The sequence below is a fragment of the Bdellovibrio sp. SKB1291214 genome (genome assembly GCF_002209355.2).
GTDB lineage: Bacteria > Bdellovibrionota > Bdellovibrionia > Bdellovibrionales > Bdellovibrionaceae > Bdellovibrio.
Map to the genome: position 1 here is coordinate 1,507,043 of NZ_CP106855.1, position 19,695 is coordinate 1,526,737.

Here is a 19,695-nt window from a genome sequence, read left to right on the forward strand (position 1 = left end):
CCAGACTATTTCAGAAGCTTGTTGCGGATTCGGTGAAACGATATGTTCATGCAAACCCAAGTCAGCACAAGCAAGATCAAGATATGGACGCCAATCCAGATCAGATTTCCTTCGTGCAAAATTCCGCGAACTGCGGCCACACCATGAGTCAGCGGGAACAGATACGCCAAATAGCGCATACCCGATGGCAATTGTTCTAATGGAAAATAAGTTCCACTGAGCAAACTCATAGGAACAATCAAACCCGACGTTGAATAAATAAAAGAGTCATAGTTTCTGGCGATCGAAGTAAAGATCATACCGATGCAAGAAAACAGCGCAGAAATCAGAAACAATATTGGAAGAGCTAACAAAATTTTATAAGAATCTATTAGGCCGAAAAACACGGCTACAATAGTCACCCCTAACACTCCAAAGAAACCTTTGGTCGCGGCCCACATAAGCTCGCCCGCAACGATTTCCTCTGGCCCCACACGAGTCAGCATTATAGTTGCGTATGCTTTTTGATGAGTAAGCTTAGTGTAGTTGCCGTAGGTGCTTTCAAAAAACGCTACTAACATAGCCGTCGTACAAAGAAGTGCTGGGAAGAAGAATTCGATATAAGACATTCCGCCCATATTATCGACAAATGAACCCAAACCAAAACCGATAGCGCCCAGGTAAATTACGGGCTCAAGAACAATCCAGAACAATGAAACCAGCATGGTCTTTTTGAAATATAAAAAGTTACGCTGCCATACTTTCAAAGCACCATCATTGAACTTAGGGACTGAGAAGACCTGCTTTAACTTCATTATTCATCCCTCAGTTGGTGTCCTGCCAATTTCAAGAACACATCGTTCAACGTTGGTTTACGAATAAAGATTTTATCACTAGCAATTAAATCTACGACCTTGCGGCCTTCTTGATTTTCTTTAACCAAAACAGAAACTGTATCTTTAATAACTTGATAAGCAAATCCTTCGGCACGCAGGCGACCCAAGTAATAATTCAAATCCACGGGGTTCGTATCAAATTCGACTACTTCCTTACCAATAAGATCACGGATCAGGTCCTTGGGCTTACCAATGGTTAGGATTTTTCCGCCGTCGATGATCGCAACCCGATCACACATCTGCTCGGCTTCTTCCATATAATGCGTAGTTAGCACCAAAGTGCTTTTTTCAGATTTTAAATGTTTAAAGAAGTCCCAGATCCAGATGCGCGCTTGTGGATCTAAGCCCGTTGTTGGCTCATCCAAGAAAATTACTTCAGGAGAGTTGATCAAACCACGCGCGATCGCCAGACGACGTTTCATACCACCGCTTAACGTTTCCACGGAACGGTCTTGGTATTCCTCAAGCTTCATCAAACGCAACAATGCCTGGGCACGCAAATCGGCCTCAGCAGGATTGATATTGTGGTAGCTAGCATAGACAGAGAGATTTTCAAGGACCGTAAAGTCAGGATCAAGACCGTCTTCCTGAGGAACGACGCCGATACGGGATTTAATTTCGCGAAAGTTCTTTTTAACGTTGAGCCCTAGTACATAGAGCTCCCCGCTTGTTACGAGGGCAGAGCAATACATCATTTTCATGGCTGTAGTTTTGCCTGCCCCGTTTGGACCTAATAGACCGAAACATTCGCCTTTGTAAATTTCCAGATTTATTCCATCGACTGCGACTTTATCGTCGTACTTTTTGGTTAAATCTTTAATTTCAATGGCGACGTTTGAGTTCATTATTCCTTCGCTGCTCTTGCACGTTTGTTTGGATCAGTTTCGCGGCAACGAAGACGGATGTTCTTCGGAGTCACTTCGATCAACTCAGAGTCTTTGATCCATTCCATCGCTTTTTCCAATGTCATAGGACGTACTGGAACTAGACGGATAGCTTCATCAGAACCCGAAGCACGTACGTTTGACAATTTCTTCTCACGAGTGATGTTTACTTCTAGATCATTGTCCTTAGCATGCTCGCCTACGATCATGCCTTCGTACACATCTTGACCGTGAGTTACGTACATAACACCACGCTCTTGAAGATTCCAGATCGCGAATGCAGTAGCTTGGCCTTTACGGTCAGAAATCATCGCACCATTCATACGGTGTTCGATTTCACCTTTGTATTGGTCCCAACCGTCAAATTGAGTATTCAAAAGACCCGTACCACGAGTATCCGTCAGGAACTCTGAACGGTAACCGATCAAACCACGTGAAGGAATACGGAATTCAAGACGAGTACGACCAGATCCTTTTTGAACCATGTTCGTCATTACGCCTTTACGTTTACCAAGCTTTTCAGTAACCGCACCAACGTAAGCGTCTTCGATATCGATAACCGCGATCTCCATCGGCTCCATTTTCACGCCGTTTTCTTCTTTAAAGACAACGGATGGTTTAGAAACTAGAAGCTCGAAGTTTTCACGGCGCATTTGCTCGATCAATACACCCAATTGCAACTCACCACGACCTACAACTTTGAACGCATCAGTGTTCTCAGTTTTTTCTACGCGGATTGCAACGTTGTACAACAATTCTCTTTCAAGACGCTCAAGGATCTTACGAGAAGTAACGTTCTTACCTTCCATACCTGCGAAAGGACCGTTATTTACCGAGAAGATCATACCTACTGTCGGCTCGTCTACGCGGATACGTGGAAGAGGACGTGGATCAGTAGCAGAAGTAATAGTATCACCGATAGTGAAGTCTTCCATACCTGCGATAACAACGATGTCACCGGCACCAACTTCTTGGGCTGGAACTTGCGAGTTCACTTTGTATTGGTACAAAGCAGATACTTTAACTTTTTTCTGACCATTTGCTTGAACGCAAACAACTTCGTCACCAACTTTGATTTGGCCTGCACGCATACGACCGATCGCCAAACGACCTACGTAATCATTGTAAGAGATATTAGAAACCATAACTTGCAATGGAGCGTTTTCGTCAATTTTTGGAGGTGGAACTAGATTTACGATAGCATCGTAAAGAACTTCTAGAGAGCCCGTGTTAACTGCTGGATCCAAAGTCGCCATACCTTCACGCGCGATTGCGTAAACAGTGTGGAAATCACATTGTTCTTCAGTTGCTTCAAGATCGATGAACAAATCGAAAAGTTCGTTGTGTACTTCTTGGATACGAGCGTCTGAACGATCGATCTTGTTGATACAAACGATAACTTTCAAGTTTTGCTCAAGAGCTTTTTTCAATACGAAACGTGTTTGTGGAAGTGGACCTTCAGAGGCGTCGCAAAGAAGGATACAACCATCAACCATGTTTAGGATACGTTCAACTTCACCACCGAAGTCACTATGTCCCGGAGTATCTACGATATTTACTTTGATGTCTTTGTAAACGAACGACGCATTTTTTGCTGCGATCGTGATACCACGCTCTTTTTCAAGATCCATGGAGTCCATCAAACGATCATCAACGTGCTCATTTTCACGGAATGTACCGGCTTGCTTAATCAAGTGGTCTACCAGAGTTGTTTTACCGTGGTCGACGTGCGCGATGATCGCGATATTTCTAATCTTCTTCGGATCTTGAATCATATTTAACCCTTCATTAAATTGAATCTTGTAAACTAAAACAAAACTTTAAATAAAACATTTCAGGATTTCGTCAAATCTCTCCTCTGCTAACGAATTTTAGCTAGGAGGTGTGTTGAAAAAATCCTTCCGAGAGCTGCGTTGGAAGGACATGGTTAATACCTGTCCTTGATGCAAGTTCCACAGCGAGCCTCGAAAACTTCTGCGACAGCCAACTCAATACACAACGAGCGAGGACTGTCCGAAGCAGCAAGGACAGGTATTAACCATGTCCTCCCATCAGGAAGTCCTCTTTGGACTGATCTTCTTGCTCAACATTACCTACGCCAGCGAAAAATTCGTTAGCAAGGTCCATGATCTCTTCATTGCTTTTGGATTGGAAAAGATTCTTCCTGAATTGTGCAGCACCAGGATACCCTGTCGAGAACCAAGCTGCAAACTTTCTCAACTGAATCCCTGTGATGTGTTCATCACAATGCGCAACGATTTCAGTTTTCAGGCTGTTAAACAAGCTCACATAATCACGTTTAACGTCTTTAATCGCTTCTCCGCGCCATAGGGACAAGGCGTCCATGAAAATAAACGGATTTTTAAGGCAGCCGCGACCAATCATAACACCGTCACAACCAGACTGTTCCAATCTTAAAACGGCCTGTTTAGGTGTGAGAATGTCTCCGTTACCCAGAATCGGCAACTTCGCATTGGCTTTAACTTCAGTGATAAAGTCCCAGTCAGCAAAACCAGTATAACCCTGATTCCGAGTACGGCCGTGAATTGCAACCCACTCCATGCCTTCGTTGTATGCGATATTACAGATTTCAGATGCGTTGCGAGTTGTTGAGTCCCAACCCGTACGGATTTTTATTGTCACTGGAATTTTCACAGCCGCTTTGACCGCCGACAAAACCTTTTGCATTTGCACCGGGTCTTTCAACATCGCTGACCCCGCGCCTTTTTTTACAACTTTTGGAACAGGGCAACCGAAATTTAAATCGATAAAATCGCAGCCGTCTGCTTCCGCAAATTGAGCAGCACGCGCTAAAATTTCCGGATCTTCGCCGAATAGTTGAATCCCAATAGGTCTTTGAACTTCGTCATAGCCCATTAATTTCAGTGTTTTTTCAGATTTGTATTCAATGCCAGAGGCACTCACAAGTTCAGTTACTACGACGCTGGCGTCGAGCTTTTTCATGAACGTGCGAAATGCGTGATCTGTGATCCCTGCCATAGGGGCAAGGACGAACGGATTTGTCTTAATGGCTTGAACTGGATTCATAAGGGATGCGGTATATCAAGGTTGCATCCAAAAAGGTACTGAAAACAACCCCTTAGACGGAATTTACATGTCAAAGAAACGGACTCTGCAGGCGCTCCAAAGTTGCAACTAAAACGTGTAATATCAGTTACTTAGCTTAAGCAAAAGATGATGTTTGTTTACTCGCTTATCCAAGTAATTCTTCCGTCTGTCTGACGTGGAGCCTTGGGAGGATTGTGATCCGGGTAACCAATCACGACACCGCAAAGAAGCTCCAGCTCCCCTCGCTGGTATTCCGCAAGTTTATCCACACCTAAAAACTTATCCACGTCCTCCTTGATTTCAAGGGGCGCACCCATTGTGCAACAACCTAATCCTTCTACCAAACACGCAAGATTCAAGTTTTCCACAGCCATGTACACGGAGCCGATGCTGGTGTGATAGCGCTCTTCGGAATCATTGTGCGAGTATGCGAAAACTAAAACCGGTGCATCACCTAAGGTATAGAAAAATCTTTCCGTAAATGTATACAAAGACGGCTTCAATCGTTGCTGAAGAATATCCTTAATTCCTGTCCACGATTTTTGAGAATACTGCATGTACTCGTCACGTTTTTTCCCCGTGACCACAAAAAAACGCCAGTTCTGACGATTTTTTCCTGAAGGAGCCTGCATCGCGGCTGCAAGCACGCGCTCTATGACCTCTTTAGGAACTGCTTCTGGTTTGAATTTTCGAATCGATTTGCGGGACTCAAGCAATTGATAGAAATCTTCTTTATTCATTAGGCCTCTACAAATTTTTTGTGCAGTCTTTGAATTGTTTCTGCACCTTGCTCTTCGCTGACTAAGAAGCAGAAATTATGCTTACTTGCACCCAAGCAAATCATACGCACGTTGATATCTGCAATCGTATCAAAGATATCTTTACCAAGGCCGGATGTGTGATTGATGTTGTTGCCGATCAAAGATACCAAACACAGATTTTCTTCCACCTGAACATCCGCGATTTCAGATAAATCCGAGATCAATTTTTTATTGAGCAATTCAGAATTATCAAGAGTTACACTGACTGAAATTTCTGAAGTCGTGATTGCATCAATACTGACTTTGTGGTCGTTAAAAATTTTAAAAATTTGAAATAAGAAACCATGAGCATGAAGCATTTCCGGAGTGGAAAGAGTCACCAAAATTTGTTTTTTTCTAAGAGCCATTGCGCGAATCAACGGGTGCTGATCGACCTCTTTGCGAACCCACGTACCTTTTGCTTCCGCATCAAAGCTTGATCCTACAAAGACGGGAATATTCTTTCTAATCGCTGGAAGAAGCGTTGCCGGATGTAAGATTTTTGCACCGAAAGTCGCTAGCTCTGAAGCTTCTTTGAAAGAAATTTCTGGGATCGGCTTTGCTTTCGGACACAAGCGAGGGTCCGTTGTCGCGATACCCGCAACGTCAGTCCAAATCTCTAGGATATCGGCAGCAATACCTTCTGCCAAAATCGCTGCTGAGTAGTCACTGCCACCACGACCCAACGTCGTCGTCATACCTTCCTCAGTGCTACCTATATAACCTTGGGTAACAATCACCGTTTTCATGTCGCGAATCTGTGGCAAATGGCGTTGGCAGTGAGTCGCAACTACAGCCGTCAACGGCTTGGCCTTTCCGAAGGCATCATCGGTTTTAAGAACTTCTCTTGCATCTAGTAACTGGGCCGTTTTCAAAGATCCATGATTCTTCAAAACAGTCGCCATGGCTTCAGTAAAAAGCACCGACGACATACGTTCACCCAAGCTCATCAATGCATCCATGGCTTTCACAGAACAATCTCTTAAAAGCTGAACACCTTTTGCCAACGAGTGCATTTCTTCGAAAAGGGATTCTAGTTTTTTATTGGAATCAACACTGGAATTGAGATCACTCGCAATTTTTCTGTGGCGCTCTTGCATTTTTACCAGCAAAGCTTCGCATTCGGACCAGTTGCCCTTTTCCGCTTTTGTTCCTAAGGCAATCAGGTCATTAGTTGTTCCAGACGTTGCGGAAACCACCACCATGCTGGAATTCTGCCTAAATGCGACTTCAGCACTGCGGAGCATGCACTCTGCATCTCCCATGGAGGTGCCACCGAATTTTGAAACAATAAGCTTTGCCATCAAATCCTCCCCAAGAAACAATCTCCAGCATCTTAAGTCTTTTCTTGTTTTTACTTCAATGACTTTATGGCAAACTTTTTCCTATGACTTCAAAAACAGATTCTACTTTCACTAAAAAAGAAATTCTTCTGATGGTTAGTTTGGCCATCGTTGCGATGATCGTGACCACAGTCGCAGTTATTCCAAACCTGCGTAACTCGGTGAAAGAGCTGTTTTCCTCTGACAGTCGAACGGTGATCGCCAAGGTCAGCGGCAGTTTGACGCCCGAAGGACCCAACGTCACTGTTCTAAAGATTCACAGCAAGAATTTCCTAGAGCTCGAAGTCTACAAGACTGATGCAGACGGTGGCGGCATGGCGATGATCGCAAAGATTCCATTGTCTGAAAATCGTGATGGGTATTTTTCTTTAAAAGGAAACTCGACGAATTTGGCTCTGACAGATTACGACGGTGATGGGACGTTAGAGATTGTGGCACCGACTTTCGATGATCAGATGGTGCCAAGATTAAATATCTTTAAGTATAATTCAACGACACATGGCTTTGATAAGATGAGCTCTCCAGAGGACAGCCCAACCAACTAATTAAGGGGTTGCCTTTTTTGTTCCAGTACCAGCGCCCGTTTCTTTTTGCCCCGCGGGCTTCGCCTTTAGATCTCTCCAAGACTTGCCTTCACGAGCCTTTGCGTTCAGCTGAAAACGTTTCACAGCTGCATTGTGTGCTTCATAATTTTCGGAAAACACATGGGTTCCGTCATTTTGACTCACAAAAAACAGATATCCCGTCACTTCAGGATTCATTGCTGCCAACAGCGCCTCACGCCCCGGATTTGCGATCGGTCCCGGCGGCAGACCAGAAATAACGTAAGTGTTATATCTTGTCGGAGCAGAAAGGTCTGCGCGAGTGATGTTGATTACAATTTTACCTAATGTCTCTGCTTTACCGTAAATAATCGTCGGGTCCGTTTGCAGCTTCATCCCTTTTTGAAGACGATTATGGAAAACAGAAGAAATTTTAGGACGTTCTTGAGGAGCGCCTGTTTCTTTTTCAACAATACTTGCAAGTGTTACGATCTGATGACGGCTCCAGCCTTTCAATTTAGACTGCGGCTGTATTTCATTATATACATACAAAAATCGTTTCACCATGGCGGTGATAAGCCCTTTTGTATCTGTGAACTTTGTTAACATGTAAGTTTCAGGGAATAAATAACCCTCAAGGCTTTCCTGCTTTTCGCCCAACAGAGTTTGGATCAATTGCGGATCACGTACCAAACGCATGAATTCCGCAGCAGTTCCAAAACCCTCTTTTTCATAAAGTTCGGAAATCTCGTAAATGCTAAGGCCTTCACTCACAGTAAAGGCACGAGCGATACTTTTTCCTGACGTAATGACATCCAAAACCTCACCGGGGTTCATGTTTGTGCGAAGCAAATACTCTCCAACTTTAACTTTCGAACGTTCATTCTTAAAACGAGCGTACATGGAAAAGAAGAATGCATTGCGAACCAGCCCTTTGTTTTCAAGATCTTTGGCAATGGTGTTAAAGGCCTTGCCCGGCACCACTTCGTAAACCACATCTTGTGCGATATTGCTTGGCGCAGTTGAAGCATACTGATAGCCCAAAAAGCCAACGCAAACGCCGACGGCAACGATCAAAGCTACGAAAGCACTAACAAGAACAACTGCTGTTTTTTTCATTACTTCATGTCCAAGTTCATGCCAGGAAGAATCTTGGTCGGATCAAATGGAGTTGGATCCTCAAGACTTGCCACTGGCACTGTGCAATATTGAATAGCATAGTGAGCAGATGCACGGTCATTTCCTGATTTACCCATACCACCAAACGGCAAACGAGAGCTTGCACCATTGGTTGTACGGTTCCAGTTTAACAAGCCAACGCGCGCTTTAAACAAAGCATCTTCATAAAGCTCTTTGTTCTTAGAGAACAGCGCCATCACCAAACCGTAACCCGTGGAGTTCACAATTTCCATCGCATGATTCCAATCGCCTGTTGTATAGATAGCAACGTTTGGACCAAAGATTTCAGATTTTTGATACACGGAGTTTGGATCAAACTTTTTCACCAAATGGATCGATGGAGTTACATAGTAACCTTTGTTTTTCAGATCCAGAGACTTACCACGCATCAAACTTTCGCAGTTTTCACGGTTCGCGATCTCTTGAAAGCGGATGTATTTTTCAACAGATGCCGACGTGATCAAAGGACCCATGAATGTATTTTCAGTCCAGTGACCAATCGAAAGTTTTTTAGCTGCTTGATAGAACTTCTCAGTAAATTCGTCAGCGATTTTTGGATGAACGATAATACGACTTGTGCAAGAGCAGCGCTGACCGGCCGTCATATAGGCACCCACAAGCGATTCGTAAACCGCTTTATCCATATCAGCGTCTTCCCAAACCACCGTCGCGTTCTTACCGCCCATTTCAAGTGCAAGAATTTTCCAATAATGATTTAAAGTCTCTTGTTTGATTTTCAAACCGACTTCGTATGATCCCGTAAATAAAACGCCGTCTACATGTTCGTTTGCAACCAGGCGACCACCGCCGGCCCCATCGCCCTGAACCATATTAAAGACGCCTGGAGGGAACTGCGCTTTTTCAAACATCTCTGCCATGAATTGGCCCACAGCAGGCGTTTGTTCGGAAGGCTTAAATACAACTGTGTTACCCACGATCAATGCAGGAATGATATGACCATTTGGCAAATGCGCCGGGAAATTGAAAGGACCCACAACTGCCATCACACCACGAGACCGGTGGCGAATCACACCCTCCACTTGCGGAAGGGCATTTGGAATTCTTTCGTCTGCAACAAGTTTAATCGACTGATTCAAAGTGATGTCGATTTTAGCTCCCAAGGCTTTTGCTTCAGTCATTGCTTCCCACGAAGGCTTACCCGTATCGCGAGAAATAATTTGTGCAAATTGCTCTGCGTGAGAATCAAACATTTCTTTTAAACGCATTAAATAGGTTCTTCTTTCGTCCATCGAAAGAGTCGCCCATTTCGGATACGCTTTTTTGGCAGCCACACAAGCTTCATCCATATGATCGTGCTTAAATGGCACCGTCATGATTAAATCATTCAGGTCAGCGGGGCTTAAGTTTTTAACTTCCCCGTCACCTTTTTGAACTTGAACGAAGCTACCATTGATAAAGTCACCTTTGTAATTGATAGGAAAAATAGTGGTGCTCATTTATTGTCTTCCTCTATTGTAGTGAAAAGGGGCTGCAAAAACTTGTTCTCCAACTTCAACGCCTAATATTTGGCGAGCTTTGGCAGGCAGAATAACTTCGCCATCACGGATATCCACTGAACACATGGTGGCTCGGAATTCTTCTCCCGTAGTGGCAATTAAATACTGTTCTTTAAAAGTACAATCCTTACCATCTGCTACCATCAGACGTTTACCCATTTTTATAGGCAAGATATCTGCAGTCTGCGCACCATAGTGAGGACCCCCATCAAACGGATCGACTTCATCAAGATAATTAAAGCCAATACTTTCTAGAAGATGTTGTGCGGGTTTTGTTGCTTCTCCCACGCGGCCTAAAACCAAGCGAGCTTTTGAATCAAGAAGAGCTAAGTAAATATCTTCTTGCGGGAAAAGACTTTCGATAAATTCTTTGTGTGACTGACTTAAAGCATCCGCCTCTTGATATGGCAGACCTGTAAATCTTCTACCCAAGGCCTCCCAGAACTCACTACGTCCTTCATCAGTGAGGGGTGGAGTTAACTCGCACAGAACACGCTCTTCAAACTTTTCAGGATAAAGTGCCATGTACAAGAAACGAGTTAAACTGATTTGCTTACCAAGTTTTTCAGGACGACGGCGATACGATCTGTCGACAAGAAGTCCTCCGATTTCAGTTGGACCGTCGAAATCCAGCTGGAAGCGCAATACTTGATGAATAAACCCAATTCCCAAATCTTGGGAAAAATGATCGCGTTTAATAATTTTAAAATAACTGTGCGGGACTTCCTCGTTGCCATGTTTGGCAAGAATCAAAGAACTTCCCACGATCTGTTTTTCTTCCAGATCTTCGACTACAAAAAGATATTCAGCTTTGGATTTATCCAGTTTGTCTGCAAAGGATTGTTCACTGCGATCAATCTTTTCGCTTAAAACTTTCTTATCTCCTGGCAAATTCAACAGATTGAACTGTTTTGCCAAATCAACCAACTGGTTTAAATCGTCGTGCCGAACAGGTCTTATTAGAAAACTCATAAGCAAAACCTTTCGATGACTTTCTTATAAAATTCGATGGCCTTATACAAATCCTCAATGGCCACATGTTCTTGAGGTGTGTGAACGTTTCCTTCTCTTTTTCCCGGACCAAAACATGCGCAATCGACACCGATACGAGAAAAAATGCTCGCCTCATTTGTTGAAGGCTGCGTCGTTGGCTCGGCATTCAAACCTAGGGAGCGCAATTCATCCAAACAACCTTTAATCAGGATCGAGTTCACTTCAGTGCGGAATGGTTTTTTATAGTCATTCACACTAAAGATCGCACCGTTTTGTTCACACAAGCTTCGCAGCTGCTCCATCCATTTCTCATAAACTTCATGCGTGATGATGGGCGGCAGTCTGCAGCTTCCGGATAATTGTACATCGTTTTCGTTCGTACGAATTAAACCGATATTCAATGTCGGAGTGCTTGGAAAGAACTCCTCATCCTTGTGTTTCAAAAATTCTTTCTCCAACTCTTGCAGGCCGCGATAAATATTTGCAAGCCTACCTGAGATTGGTTTCTTAACCGGAGACACCATATCGATTTCTAAAAACGCGTGGCTCGGAACTGTGTTAAAGTTAATACCACCGTCGATCTCCATGATGTTGACCGAATCTGGCAGCATCGTTAAATACTCCAGCATTTTTTTAATCGCACTTTCACCTAAGTGAGGCATCGAAGAATGTGCTGCCTTACCTTGGAATAACTTAGATTGCGTTGACGTACTTTCGCGTAAATTGTGTTCGTCACGATAGCGAATTTCTTCTTCAGAAAAAGGAATTCGAATTTCCACCGTGGCAAAACCTTTTGCGGCATTCACCAAACGCAGATCACTGGGCTCCCCGATTAACGCCATCTTCGCAGAAACCTTATTTTTGCGAATGAGCTTTAATGCCCCTTGCATTCCTGTTTCTTCGCCGAAAGTTCCCACCAATACCGGAGGCAAACGCCACGCGCGGTCTTTGAAAGCCGCTATCGCTTCAAGCTTACACAGAAAATCAAGTTTCACATCGGCCGTACCCAGCCCATAAATCTTGCCATCAATAATGTGGGCGTCATACGGGTTACTTCCCGTTTCAGTCCATAAAGCAAACGGCCCAGGGTCTGCGGTGTCCAAGTGTGTCTGAAACAAAAATTCAGCACTAGGACGCTCCGACGTCGGGCGCGCGATAATGTTTACTTGCTCCAGGTCACCAACAATTTCGATCTGTTCTTCAACGATCAAACCGCGCTGACGACAAAAAGCAGCCGCCCACCTTGCAATCTCTTTATTGCCATGAGCGGGAGCACTATCGATCGCAATCAACTGACGACAAGACTCGATGAAATCCAACTACACCCCTTCAAGAAGTGTTTTTTCAATCACTTGCAAGGCAATATCGATGTCTTGGTCCTGAATAATTGCCGGGATCAAGAAACGTGCGCGCACAGGATCTTTACCACAAGGGAATGCAATCACGCCGTTTGCATACAGTTTATTCAAGAAAGAATTTGCACTTTCTTTTTTACCGTCGTGCGGAGTGAACGCAACCATCAAGCCCATACCACCTGCATCCGTCGCAAGACCTTTGCAAGTTGTATCATTCATTTTATTAATACCATCGATGAAACGTTTATGAATTTGTTGAATGCGACCTGACGGCCCCAAGAAACCTTCAGAAAGCATATTCAACATCTCTACACCCGCAGCCAAACACGGGGAAGCACCCGAAAACGTACCAGCGATCAAACCTGGTTTTGGATTGTACTCTTCAGTGTACAGAGTCGCACCAACTTGTGCCGTTTTTGCGATTGTGCAGATGTCGATGTATTGACCTAGGCCCAATGTTTCAAAAGCAAAGTATTCGCCTGTGCGAGTGAATGTTTGAACTTCGTCAGCCCAAACAGCGATGTTTTTAGATTTACAGAACTCCAAAAGCGGCACAAAGAATTCACGAGGAGCCGCTTGGTATCCTCCCTCACCCAACATCGGTTCAAAACCGAATGCAGAAATATTGCCTTCGTGCTTTGCCACATGCTCTTTCATGGCAGCCAAAGCTTTTTCACCCGATTTTGGATCGCGTTTATCATAGAAAGGGACACGCAAAACTTCATGATATTCTGGCAGGCCTTGTTTATAAGCTGGGTTGTCAGTAACTTCAGCCATCATTGTTGAACGACCTGCGAACGCATCTTTAAATGACATCACAAAACGCGCTGGAGAATTTTTTTGACGAGAAAGTTTAATGGCATTTTCGTTCGCCATAGTTCCGCACGTTGCAATCCACGCGTATTTCAAACGAGAATTCTTAGAACCGATTTGCACAAGTTTTTCAGTGAATAGGCGATATTCGTTGTTTGGTTGCAAATTACCTTGGTTCAAAATATCAGCAAGGGAGCCGCGCACCGCCGCCGCCATCACGCGGGGATTCGAGTGACCCATTAAGTGAATACCAATACCATTGATCAAATCTAATTTGACGCTGCCATCTTCAAGCTCAACATAAACGCCGCGACCGGCACCTGAACCCATGTATTGATAGTGAAGAGGACGGCCACGCAATAATCCAGTTTGTTCAATTTTTTGTTTGCCAGAATCTTTGAATGCATCTTGAGGAGCACGGATGCCTTCAAGTGAAGAATTAATTTTTGTTACTTCTCCGACAAGTTCTTTGATCAAAGAATTTACTTTTTCGGATTGTTGAATCTGATGGCCTACAAGAGAGCTCATAATACCTTTCGCGGAGATATAAAATCCTTCATCTCCATGTTATTTGAAATGCCCGTCCAGTTTACTCTTCGCTCTGGACTAAGACAAGACACCCGGATAAACTTCGAGACTATGACAACGCGACTCATTGTGTTCTTTTTTACTCTTATTTTGCCCACTTTAGCTTGGACACAGGATGCAGATTTTGCTGCGCTCTTTAAGCAGGGAACTCAGCATTATGCTGCAAAAGAGTACGACAAATCACGTGACGCATTTGCCAAAGCTCTTGAGAAAGATCCTTATAACGCAACTACACTCACAAACTTGGCTTTAGCCCAGTTTCAATTGGGTAAAAAACCTCTCGCAATAGGCCTATTTCGAAAGGCTTTGAGCAGTGACCCCGAGTTAACGCAGGCAAAAGCTGGACTAAAGTTTGCGTTATCACAGATGGACATTAAAGAAATTCCTCATCAGATAGAAACATATGAAAGCGTGCGCGCAAACTTGCTGGCACCGGTCTCTGTTGTGGCCTATTTGATCACGACGGCTCTTTTACTTTTCGCTGCTGGCTGGATTTTGATTGGTTTTATGGGTCAACGTCGCCGGGCACTTGCAGAGGAAAAAGCTCTTCCAGGCATTCCAGTTATAGGTTCGATGCTGGCCGTGGGTTTTATAATTTCACTGACACTTCTGGGACTTAAAATTTTTGATCAATCCATCATTCGCGCCACCATCGTCGACGACAAAGTGGCCCTTCAATCCGCACCTGGGGAAAACCAAGTGGCTCTTTTAGAACTGTATGGTGGCATGGAAGTTATTGTTCAAAACGACAATAATGAATGGGTTCAAGTCACTTACCCGGGTTCAATCACAGGCTGGGTGAAAAAATCCGCTGTTCTTCGCACCAATTGACTCTGATAGCAGCGCGCCATAAGTACCTTCATTGACAGTGGGTTCTGGACCAAAATATGATATCGGCATGCTAAAAACGCTCCGAGTCATGACACTTATTTGCGCATCAGGATTATTAATTTCCGCATGCTCCACTATGGAACGAAATTCCGACACTCCAGACGGTGCTTTTGCTATCGCAGAAGAATTCGATAAGGGGGAGCGTTACGAGGAAGCGATTCGTCGTTACACGGAAGTTAAAAATAAATTCCCTTACAGCAATTTTGCGACGAAAGCAGAACTGGCGATCGCAGATGTTTACTACAAACAAGAATCATACGCTGAAGCACAAGTTGCGTATCAGATGTTTAAAGAGCTTCACCCCACGGCTCCGCAATCTGCTTACGTTCAATTCCGTTTGGGCATGAGTTACTTCAACCAGCTACCTTCAACGATTGATCGCGATTTAACTTTGGCAAATGATACCATTATCAATCTTACTGATTTGATTAAGAAATATCCGAACTCCGAGTACGTAACTGAAGCGAAAGAAAAACGTTCAGCGACAATCAAAATGTTGGCTGAAAAAGAAGACTACATCGGTAACTTCTATTTCATCCGCGAGATCTACGAAAGCGCTTTGAAACGCTATGAAGGTCTTTACACGAATTACAAAAACTTGGGCTTTGATGCTAGGGCTCTTTCTCGCATCGTGATTTCTGCAAAGAAAATCGGTGATGATCCAAAGGCTAATAAATACATCGCTATCCTTTCTAAGGAATTCCCAGGCAGCTCTGAATTAAAACAGGCTGAAAAGGAGATGAAGTGATTTCCTCTCTTCAAGACGATATGATCTCTGAAGCCCGTGGATACTTCATCAACGGGAACTACAAAATGGCCGAGCCGATTCTGAATCAAATGCTTCTGCAAAGCACTCGTAATCCCGAAGTTTACCAGATGCTTGCCACAATCGCTTATGACAAAGGCCAATTCAGTAAAGCCATCAAAACTTTCAAACGTGCTTTGGAAATCGATCCAACATACACGGATGCAAGTGTTGGTTTGTCGATCATTTTGAATGACCTTGGTAAGTACGATGAAGGGAAACAAGTTTTCCTGGATGCTCAAGCTCAACTTGATAAGAAGTCTGGGAAACAAGATCCATTCGTTGATGAAAAGCTCGCTTCTAAACACGAAGAGTTGGCAGACTTGTATTATCAGTACAAACGCTACAACGAAGCTTTAGAGCAACTGCTTAAAGCGCAAAAGCTGTCCAGCCGCAAGGCAGAGATCACTTTGCGAGTGGCAGAAGTTAACGTTCAGTTAAATCAAACCGACCGAGCGATCAAAGATCTTAAGTCTCTGATCCGCGAGTACCCGCACCTTATTCCAGCTCGCCTAAAGCTTGGGGCCATTTACTACAACTCGAACAATATTGCTGAAGCTACTGAACAATGGGAGAATATCCTCATTCGGGATCCACAACATCCTGAAGCTCTTCGTTATCTGAAGATGGCGCAAGCAGCAGGCATTACATCAATTGATTTGTAAAATCAGAGGCGCACATGGCACTTAAAGAACAGATGGTCCCTTTCCTTACTAAAGAAGAAATTGCTGAGTTGGTTGCTGATTTGGCAAAACAAATCGAGCACGATTACGAAGGGAAAGAGATCGTATTTATCTGCCCATTGCGTGGTTCGATGCACATCACTGCAGACTTAATGAGACAAGTGGATCTTCCTCAGCAAGTGGATTTCGTTTACGTTCAGGCAGTTGAGCGTGGTGGCGCGATCAAGATCGTTAAAGATATTTCTGTGAACATCGCCGGCAAACACGTATTGATCGTTGAAGAAATCATCGATACAGGTCGCACTTTGAGCTTCCTAAGAAGCCGCTTATTCGCATCCGCTCCGGCATCTTTGAAAATCATCACTCTGCTTGATAAGCCCGCTCGTCGCGAACTGCCAATCAAAGCAGACTATATTGGTAAAACTATTGATGACCGTTATGTAGTTGGCTACGGAATGGATTCAGAGGAAGTTGGAAGAAACTATCCTGATATCTATACGATGAAAAACTAGTTTGTCTTAAATTAAGACACGACGACGTTTACGACGAAAAATACAACGACACAAAATACGTACAAATAAACCATCTGTTTTTGCATGGAAGGCTCCTAAAAACGAATTTAGGGGTCTTTAGGACCTAGGTCAACTTGTCCATAACTGATTTTTGAGGTCTTCGTGAGAACTGGACCTTAGCGCTCCTGTTAAAAAACCGACAAAATACCTCGGAGGACGAAATGTCTAAGCTTTCTCTGAAGGGTCGCTTTTTATTTATCACAGCATTGCTTACATTGATTTGCTTGCTGACCAATGTTTTTTCACTCTTTGAATTGAAGAGTCAGAATACTGTCACCTCTGAAATTGCTGAAACGTGGCTTCCGATCGTAGGAAAAACCGCCGATATCAACATCAATGTCGTTAACTATAGAAAACTAGAATTCAATTTGTTGGCGACTCAAAGCACAGACGAAAGAAAACTTGTGATGGATGAGATGGATTCCCTGATGGGTAACATCACCATTTATTCCAAAGTGCTGGATCCTCTTATAACGACCGACAATCTTCGCAAATTTTACGACGATTTTTTAAAGTCGTGGGAAAACTATCAAGCCGAAAGCGATAAATTTAAAGCGGCATTGGACAAAGAAGATACGGCGTTGGCAGAAAAAATTCTGCAGGATAGCTCTGCTAAATATTATGACGAAGCCTATAAGTCTCTGAAAGCCCTTACTGATGAGAGTTACATGGTGGGTATTAATAAATCTGAAGCAGCTGCAAAGCTATTCAAGATTACTTTCTATGCGATTATCGGCGTCACCACTTTCTTTGTCTTGTTGGGCTTAATCACAAGTATTTTAAACATTCGCAGCGTTCAAAATTCCTTACGTGGAGTTGCTGACGGCCTGGATTCAAGTGCACAGATTGTTGAAAGTCGCACGCAAGGTCTGGTGAAATCCAGCGACTCTATTTCAAGCAACACAACAAGCACAGCTGCTGCACTTGAAGAAATCGTGGCGACCATGGAAGACTTAAGTCAAACCGTGCGCAAGAATTCCGATAGCTCAAATCAAGCGGCTCAAATCTCCAAAGACGGGCAAGAAGCCGTTTCTCATGGCCAAAATAAAATTCATTCTTTGATCACTGTGATGTCAGAAATTTCTACGAATTCCAAAAAAATCACAGAAATCTTAGATATGATCGACGACATTGCTTTTCAAACTAATTTGTTAGCTCTCAATGCAGCAGTTGAAGCGGCCCGTGCTGGTGAACAAGGTAAAGGTTTTGCTGTTGTTGCTGACGCCGTTCGCGCCCTTGCACAAAAAAGTGCTGAAGCTGCAAAAGAAATTTCAGGACTGATCAACGAAGCTAACACCAAAAGCCAGATGGGTGTTGAGTTGGCAGCTGACAGTGAAAAATCCTTAAAAGCGATTGTTGAAAATACCAATCGCGTGTTCCAATTAATTCAAGAAGTAGCACAAGGTTCCCAAGAGCAATCTCACGGTATCGATCAAGTCAAAACAGCTTTGACATCAATCGATGAAAGTTTGCAAGGCGTCGCTGCATCCATGGGTAACGTCACAAGCGCCTCTGAAGATATGCAATCTCAAGCTCAGGAACTTGGCGTTATGATGTCTCAGCTTCACGTCTTGGTGGGCGAGAAAAACAAAACTACAACAGAAGAAATACAAAATAATACGGAAGACGCGTCGTCTTCCGCTGCTTAAACAGGAGAACTGCAATGATGAAGACAGCATTGATGACAACGGTTGCAACTTTGATGGTAGCTCAAGCCGCTTTTGCCGGTGATTGCGTTATTTCAGTAGATCGCAAAGCTTGTCCGGGTAAAGAAACTGAAGCGATGAAGCCTTATAACGGAAAAAATCCAACAGAAGAGACTAAAAAACTAGACTCTGCAGAAGCTTGCGAAAAATGGGCTGAGAAAACGTCTAAAATCGTTCGCAAAGGCACTCTGACGGAAAAGAAAGTTTCCGTCAAATTTGATGGCAAAGATTTAGGCAAGTCATTTTCTGACAAAGCTGAGTGTAAATAATCTCGACAGCCAATTCTTATTAAAAGGGAGGTCCTGTACCTCCCTTTTTCTCATTCTGATACAGGACTAATTTCCCACAAAGTGTATTGAAAACTCTCAAGACAATCCCCAAATGAGCCGATATGGAAGGTACAAGGGGGAACATCAATGAAGAAGTTTAAGAACTTTTCTAAAAAATTTTTGAAAAACGAACGCGGTCAAGGTGCGACAGAATACATCCTTTTGTTGGTTGTCGTGGTTGGTCTTGTGATGATTTTCAAAGATAAAATTCAAACTACGGTTAAAGACAAAATCAGCTCTCTTTCAAGCGATATCACAGGCGTTACTTCTCAATAGTTTGAGATATAGAGCGGAGCTTGCGTGACGATTGAATACGTCTTGCTGATGATTGCAATTCTCGGGATTGGGCTGAAAGCATTTATTTCAGCTCCCTCCGAAGCTTTTCGTGGATCAGGTCCACGATTGGCTGCACGCGTGGAAAAGCAATTGGATACAGGACAAGGCTTCAAGCCAAAGGGCTCTCGTAATGAATGGAGTGCTTTGAAATGAAGAAGTCACTCGTCGCTAACCGAAAAGGCCAATTCGTGATCGAAGCCGTTTTGCTGATGATCGTGATGCTTGGAATTTTTATGGCGAGCATGAGCCAGCTTCGTGAGTCGAAATTTTTGGCAAAGATGATTACCGGTCCATGGGACAAAGTTGCTGGAATGATGGAGAGTGGAGTTTGGCTGTCTGCTAAGGATGCTCGCCAAAAACACCCTAACCAGAAAGACCGCAGCATTTCCCTGAACCCAAATGAATAATAACCCTG

The 19,695-nt window shown here is 43.7% G+C and carries 21 protein-coding genes; 10 read left to right on the forward strand and 11 right to left on the reverse strand.

Features of this window, described 5'->3' with window-relative positions; translation table 11 throughout:
- Nucleotides 1–5 precede the first annotated feature (5 nt).
- The 6 genes from B9G69_RS07495 to lysC all read right to left on the reverse strand — a co-directional run bounded on the left by B9G69_RS07495 (nt 6) and on the right by lysC (nt 6,932).
- Nucleotides 6–794 (reverse strand): ABC transporter permease, encoded by a 789-nt coding sequence (locus tag B9G69_RS07495; protein WP_088616130.1) that lies wholly within the window; start codon nt 792–794, stop codon nt 6–8.
- Nucleotides 794–1,720, reverse strand: a complete 927-nt coding sequence (locus B9G69_RS07500; RefSeq protein ID WP_088616129.1) for an ABC transporter ATP-binding protein — start codon at nt 1,718–1,720, stop codon at nt 794–796. The genes B9G69_RS07495 and B9G69_RS07500 overlap by 1 nt, the downstream gene beginning before the upstream one ends.
- Nucleotides 1,720–3,534 carry a translational GTPase TypA gene (gene typA, locus B9G69_RS07505; RefSeq protein WP_088616128.1) on the reverse strand — a complete coding sequence of 605 codons (1,815 nt, stop codon included), beginning with the start codon at nt 3,532–3,534 and terminating at the stop codon, nt 1,720–1,722. Before typA ends, B9G69_RS07500 begins: the two co-directional genes overlap by 1 nt.
- Before the next feature lie 259 nt (nt 3,535–3,793).
- The gene (dusB, locus tag B9G69_RS07510; RefSeq protein ID WP_088616127.1) at nt 3,794–4,807 is read right to left on the reverse strand and encodes a tRNA dihydrouridine synthase DusB; all 1,014 of its coding nucleotides are present in this window, start codon (nt 4,805–4,807) and stop codon (nt 3,794–3,796) included.
- A gap of 158 nt (nt 4,808–4,965) precedes the next feature.
- On the reverse strand, nt 4,966–5,568 hold the full coding sequence (locus B9G69_RS07515; RefSeq protein ID WP_088616126.1) for a nitroreductase family protein: 603 nt from the start codon (nt 5,566–5,568) through the stop codon (nt 4,966–4,968).
- Complete coding sequence (gene lysC / locus B9G69_RS07520; RefSeq protein WP_088616125.1) at nt 5,568–6,932, reverse strand: lysine-sensitive aspartokinase 3; 1,365 nt, start codon at nt 6,930–6,932, stop codon at nt 5,568–5,570. The genes B9G69_RS07515 and lysC overlap by 1 nt, the downstream gene beginning before the upstream one ends.
- An 83-nt stretch (nt 6,933–7,015) precedes the next feature.
- Between lysC and B9G69_RS07525 the strand changes: the two genes are divergently transcribed.
- Nucleotides 7,016–7,516 (forward strand): hypothetical protein, encoded by a 501-nt coding sequence (locus B9G69_RS07525; RefSeq protein WP_088616124.1) that lies wholly within the window; start codon nt 7,016–7,018, stop codon nt 7,514–7,516.
- Here B9G69_RS07525 and mltG read toward each other — a convergent pair whose 3' ends face one another.
- The 5 genes from mltG to B9G69_RS07550 are packed head-to-tail and all read right to left on the reverse strand — an operon-like array spanning nt 7,517 to nt 13,898.
- Nucleotides 7,517–8,632 (reverse strand): endolytic transglycosylase MltG, encoded by a 1,116-nt coding sequence (gene mltG, locus B9G69_RS07530; RefSeq protein ID WP_088616123.1) that lies wholly within the window; start codon nt 8,630–8,632, stop codon nt 7,517–7,519. It abuts the gene before it with no gap.
- Entirely contained in the window at nt 8,632–10,149 is a 1,518-nt protein-coding gene (locus B9G69_RS07535) for a succinylglutamate-semialdehyde dehydrogenase (protein ID WP_088616122.1), read from the reverse strand. The genes mltG and B9G69_RS07535 overlap by 1 nt, the downstream gene beginning before the upstream one ends.
- Nucleotides 10,150–11,181: an arginine N-succinyltransferase gene (locus B9G69_RS07540; RefSeq protein WP_088616121.1), complete on the reverse strand. Its 1,032-nt coding sequence runs from the start codon at nt 11,179–11,181 to the stop codon at nt 10,150–10,152. It abuts the gene before it with no gap.
- Nucleotides 11,178–12,521 carry a M20 family metallopeptidase gene (locus tag B9G69_RS07545; RefSeq protein ID WP_088616120.1) on the reverse strand — a complete coding sequence of 448 codons (1,344 nt, stop codon included), beginning with the start codon at nt 12,519–12,521 and terminating at the stop codon, nt 11,178–11,180. Before B9G69_RS07545 ends, B9G69_RS07540 begins: the two co-directional genes overlap by 4 nt.
- Nucleotides 12,522–13,898, reverse strand: a complete 1,377-nt coding sequence (locus tag B9G69_RS07550; RefSeq protein WP_088616119.1) for an aminotransferase class III-fold pyridoxal phosphate-dependent enzyme — start codon at nt 13,896–13,898, stop codon at nt 12,522–12,524. It lies immediately after the preceding gene.
- A gap of 111 nt (nt 13,899–14,009) precedes the next feature.
- Here B9G69_RS07550 and B9G69_RS07555 point away from each other — a divergent pair, with 111 nt between their 5' ends.
- From B9G69_RS07555 to B9G69_RS07595, 9 genes are all read left to right on the forward strand, one after another.
- Nucleotides 14,010–14,789, forward strand: a complete 780-nt coding sequence (locus B9G69_RS07555; protein ID WP_141096944.1) for a tetratricopeptide repeat protein — start codon at nt 14,010–14,012, stop codon at nt 14,787–14,789.
- A 136-nt stretch (nt 14,790–14,925) separates the two neighbouring features.
- Nucleotides 14,926–15,597 carry an outer membrane protein assembly factor BamD gene (locus B9G69_RS07560; RefSeq protein WP_265438022.1) on the forward strand — a complete coding sequence of 224 codons (672 nt, stop codon included), beginning with the start codon at nt 14,926–14,928 and terminating at the stop codon, nt 15,595–15,597.
- Nucleotides 15,594–16,319: a tetratricopeptide repeat protein gene (locus B9G69_RS07565; RefSeq protein ID WP_254916940.1), complete on the forward strand. Its 726-nt coding sequence runs from the start codon at nt 15,594–15,596 to the stop codon at nt 16,317–16,319. Before B9G69_RS07560 ends, B9G69_RS07565 begins: the two co-directional genes overlap by 4 nt.
- A 14-nt stretch (nt 16,320–16,333) precedes the next feature.
- Nucleotides 16,334–16,849: a hypoxanthine phosphoribosyltransferase gene (gene hpt / locus B9G69_RS07570; RefSeq protein WP_088616117.1), complete on the forward strand. Its 516-nt coding sequence runs from the start codon at nt 16,334–16,336 to the stop codon at nt 16,847–16,849.
- A 221-nt stretch (nt 16,850–17,070) separates the two neighbouring features.
- Nucleotides 17,071–18,558 carry a HAMP domain-containing methyl-accepting chemotaxis protein gene (locus B9G69_RS07575; RefSeq protein WP_088616116.1) on the forward strand — a complete coding sequence of 496 codons (1,488 nt, stop codon included), beginning with the start codon at nt 17,071–17,073 and terminating at the stop codon, nt 18,556–18,558.
- A gap of 14 nt (nt 18,559–18,572) precedes the next feature.
- Nucleotides 18,573–18,884 carry a hypothetical protein gene (locus B9G69_RS07580; RefSeq protein ID WP_254916939.1) on the forward strand — a complete coding sequence of 104 codons (312 nt, stop codon included), beginning with the start codon at nt 18,573–18,575 and terminating at the stop codon, nt 18,882–18,884.
- A 147-nt stretch (nt 18,885–19,031) separates the two neighbouring features.
- The gene (locus B9G69_RS07585) at nt 19,032–19,220 is read left to right on the forward strand and encodes a Flp1 family type IVb pilin (protein ID WP_088616115.1); all 189 of its coding nucleotides are present in this window, start codon (nt 19,032–19,034) and stop codon (nt 19,218–19,220) included.
- A gap of 24 nt (nt 19,221–19,244) precedes the next feature.
- A complete protein-coding gene (locus tag B9G69_RS07590; RefSeq protein ID WP_088616114.1) occupies nt 19,245–19,433 on the forward strand; it encodes a hypothetical protein in 189 nt (62 codons plus the stop codon).
- The gene (locus B9G69_RS07595) at nt 19,430–19,687 is read left to right on the forward strand and encodes a hypothetical protein (RefSeq protein WP_088616113.1); all 258 of its coding nucleotides are present in this window, start codon (nt 19,430–19,432) and stop codon (nt 19,685–19,687) included. Before B9G69_RS07590 ends, B9G69_RS07595 begins: the two co-directional genes overlap by 4 nt.
- Nucleotides 19,688–19,695: the final 8 nt, after the last annotated feature.